This window comes from Moorena sp. SIO2C4 (assembly GCF_010672485.1).
In the GTDB taxonomy this organism is placed as follows: domain Bacteria; phylum Cyanobacteriota; class Cyanobacteriia; order Cyanobacteriales; family Coleofasciculaceae; genus Moorena; species Moorena producens.
The window spans coordinates 3424-7097 of record NZ_JAAHGN010000331.1; the positions used below are offsets into that span (position 1 = coordinate 3424).

Consider the following 3674-nt stretch of genomic DNA (forward strand, 5'->3'; position numbering starts at 1 on the left):
ATTGCTAGGCTGACTACTAAGGATGTTGATTGGGGAGATAGCCATACTTATAAATTATTAGATGATGCTCAGGGTCGCTTTAAAATTGTTGACGATCAACTAAAAGTCAAAGATGGCACTCTCTTAGACTTTGATGTCAACTCTAGTCACCCGATCAAAATCCGCACCACGGATTCCGGAGGTAAAAGCTACGAGGAAATTTTCACCATTGAGGTCCTTAACCAGAATTTTGCTCCGACAGATATCAGCCTTGATGGCAACAGTGTCAAAGAATTCAGTAAAAATGGCACTACTATTGCTAGGCTGACTACTAAGGATGTTGATTGGGGAGATAGCCATACTTATAAATTATTAGATGATGCTCAGGGTCGCTTTAAAATTGTTGACGATCAACTAAAAGTCAAAGATGGCACTCTCTTAGACTTTGATGTCAACTCTAGTCACCCGATCAAAATCCGCACCACGGATTCCGGAGGTAAAAGCTACGAGGAAATTTTCACGATTGAAGTCCTTAACCAGAATTGGGAAAGCAAATCGATTAGGGGAGACCGTTACGATAACCGCCTTGAAGGCGGTCATGGTGATGATAGGCTTTGGGGTAATCGCAATAATGACACACTAATTGGTGGCTCGGGTCATGACACTCTTTCAGGAGGTTCTGGGGATGACAGTCTTGTGGGAGGTTTCGGTAACGACTTTCTCAGGGGCACTTGGGGCAATGACACTCTCCATGGTGGCTCGGGTCATGACACTCTCGGAGGTGGTCAGGGAGATGACTCCCTTTCTGGGGGTGTTGGCAATGATAGGATCATGGGAGATGTAGGCAACGATACCCTAGAAGGTAGTTCAGGTGAGGACAATCTAAGCGGAGGTTCGGGTGATGACCTGATCGAGGCTGGGACAGAAGATGATAGTCTCAGAGGAGGTAAGGGAGGTGACACCCTCAAAGGTGGCTCTGGCAATGACTACCTTAGAGGAGACGATGGAAATGACAGCCTTGAGGGTGGCTCTGGTAACGACTCTTTGATCGGGGCTTCGGGTGATGACACCCTTGATGGCGGGAGTGACCATGATACCTTAAAAGGTAGCTCTGGGAATAACTATTTGATCGGAGGTTCGGGTGATGACCTCCTCGACGGTGGCCGGGACCATGATAGTCTTGAGGGTGGCTCTGGCAACGACTATTTGATCGGAGGTTCGGGTGATGACCTCCTCGACGGTGGGCAGCACCATGACTTCCTTAAGGGTGGCTCTGGTAACGACTATTTGATTGGAGGTTCCGGTAATGACACTCTCAATGGAGTTGGAAATGGTTCCCGAGGTAATGGTGAAATTGATGTTCTTGTTGGTGGAGCTTGGTCAGATACTTTTATCCTAGGAGATGATCATCGCGCTTTCTACCAGGGTAAGGGCGACAATGATTATGCAGAGATTTATGACTTAGAATCTAAAGACATCATTCAGCTCTATGGTGTAGCGGATCAATATGATTTGGTTGACGCTGATAATGGGTTACCCGGTAGCACAGCTTTATATTTTAAGAATGATTTGATTGCAGTATTACACGATGTATCTGTGAGTGATGTCAGCAGTAGACTTGAATTTCTTTCCTAATCTGACCAGTTGTAAGATTGGCAAGATGACCGAAGTTAGGGAAGATGGGGAAGCATCTACCGAGAGTCGGACTGATTTTTCTGCCTGTTTGAATAGGATTGCTATACTTTTATCTGCTGGTGTTTACCAGTTCTCAATTACTGACTAACTAGATTTCTCATCCATTAACAAAAACGGTATAATGGCACCCTTTAATTTATAAACTAAAGGGTGCCATTACATTTATTCTTTATTTATTCTGTATAGTCTTCAGGTTCGAGTCTTGGTATTGCCTTCGCTAAAAAGAATTATCATCGATAGAATTATCATGGATTTCGTTACCAGAGGTTTCACGAGTCCCGTGATTGACCTCTTTATGGTTATAGTTACTATCTCCGAGCCTTGGCTGATTAACGTCTGATGAGCGTTGATCAGTCTCAGGAATTTCTAGAGCTTTTCTGTGAGATGATGGTAGGGAATCGATTGACCTAGAAGATTTTGGTGAGGTACCCCTCCAAGTTTTCCAGGCAGCTTTGACACCCTTAACCACATTACGAGTATTCTCTTTGACTTTTTGGGCTTGGTTTTTAGCACTGCTAATACTGTGATCAACCTGTTGAACCACGTGACCAGCACTTTGGACTCCTTGATTAAGATCATCCGTCAAGTCGCTGATTTCTAAGCCTGTGAGCCGAATGGCTTCTAGGGTCGGTGGTAATTCCCGATTTAGGGTATCAGCTAATTTTTCCACACTACGAGCTGCCCGCGCTAACTCTTGTACAGCAGGCAATAACGTTACCAAAACAGCGGTTAAACTAACTGCTACGAGCAGAAAGGACAGCCCGAGCCAAAATAGAGGATCAATCACAAAAAATCCTAGGATGTTGGGAAGCCCCGTCTATGGGGGAGAGGGGTGATGACCGTTGATTTATTATACAGGTTAACCTGTGCTATGATTCAGTAACTGGCAATGGAAAATCGGAGTTTACGACTTTTTTGATCAAGCCCTCGCCTGCAGTAATTAAGCTTAAGTCAACTTAATTCAATAGCAAGCTTGGAGTCTTGAAAAAACACCCTTGAGAAAACACCATTAAGCTCGCCCAAACTTTAACCAATTGTATGCTATCAGTTTTCTTGACATTTGACAACGTATTTGACAACGTTTAGTAATATTATTGGCTAATACTTGCACCATAGGATAAATTTTTCCATTTCCGATATTCGTGAGTCGGCTAACCGACACAAAAACAGGACTTTGCACTTGTAGGGGGATAATTTATGGAGAAGGGGAAGAGGGGGAAGAAGCGGAAGAAGGGCACGTAAGAAAAAACCCATGAGATTGGGTCAATCGGTAACACCAAAAAAAAGCACTAAACCTTCTTACCCCCCGTCCGGGATGCCTAAAGCTAATGTTGATTAGCGGACGAGTTGGACTCTGCGGCAACTGCCGACTCGGACTTTTGAGGCTCTACGCTTTCAGGGACAGAACCTTTTTCAGGGACAGAAGCTTCAAGACCTGCTGCGATCGCTACCTTTAGTCGAGCTAGGGTATCATCCCAGTTACGCAGTGTGGAATCGGAAAGGCGATCTGCCTGTAGTTGCACACTGCTAGAAAGATCTTCGGCTAATTCGGGTAAGGCATCTGCTGATTTTTTCAATAGCTTGCGCGTATCGCGACCAGTACGGGGGGCAATTAGTAACCCTACCACTGTTCCTACGGCACTACCCAATAGCATGCCACCGATAAATGTTCCAGCACTTTTTTTTGACATCTTTTGATTTGTGTTCCTCCAACAATTTTAGATAAATGGGATGGATAAAACTTTTATACTAAATGGTTTTGATTAATTATCCTACAAGTAGCTTGATAATTAATCAGTAGTTAGTAGGCGCTTGAGTGTGGGTTGATCACGGGAGCTACGGTGAGGGTGATCTCAGTTGCCGCTTAGGGTTGGTGACGGCTATGCTGGGAATACTACAACCCGATACTAGTCACTACCTGATATAGCGCTACGCTTAGCGTCAGAAGTCAGAAGTCAGAAGTCAGAAGTCAGTGCGGCTTGTTCCTACTAGGAGCCTCA

The 3674-nt window shown here is 44.6% G+C and carries 3 protein-coding genes and 1 pseudogene; 2 read left to right on the top strand and 2 right to left on the bottom strand.

The annotated features are described in order from the left end of the window. Together F6K20_RS17890 and F6K20_RS17895 are read left to right on the top strand one after the other, a co-directional pair. Positions 1 to 1614 (top strand): annotated as a pseudogene (locus F6K20_RS17890) (hypothetical protein); the annotation flags it as partial. 25 nt (positions 1615 to 1639) lie between these two features. Then, positions 1640 to 1762 (top strand): hypothetical protein, encoded by a 123-nt coding sequence (locus tag F6K20_RS17895; protein WP_267873721.1) that lies wholly within the window; start codon positions 1640 to 1642, stop codon positions 1760 to 1762. A gap of 129 nt (positions 1763 to 1891) precedes the next feature. Here the strand turns inward: F6K20_RS17895 and F6K20_RS17900 are convergent, their stop codons facing one another. Together F6K20_RS17900 and F6K20_RS17905 are read right to left on the bottom strand one after the other, a co-directional pair. Then, positions 1892 to 2461, bottom strand: coding sequence for a DUF948 domain-containing protein (locus tag F6K20_RS17900; protein WP_008177780.1), 570 nt, complete (start codon positions 2459 to 2461; stop codon positions 1892 to 1894). 538 nt (positions 2462 to 2999) lie between these two features. After that, positions 3000 to 3365: a YtxH domain-containing protein gene (locus tag F6K20_RS17905; protein WP_008177778.1), complete on the bottom strand. Its 366-nt coding sequence runs from the start codon at positions 3363 to 3365 to the stop codon at positions 3000 to 3002. Positions 3366 to 3674 lie beyond the last annotated feature (309 nt).

Bases quoted from the DNA above. Each gene is read 5' to 3' on its own strand.
- F6K20_RS17895 (WP_267873721.1), top strand. From the start codon at position 1,640: ATGACCGAAGTTAGGGAAGATGGGGAAGCATCTACCGAGAGTCGGACT.
- F6K20_RS17905 (WP_008177778.1), bottom strand. From the start codon at position 3,365: ATGTCAAAAAAAAGTGCTGGAACATTTATCGGTGGCATGCTATTGGGT.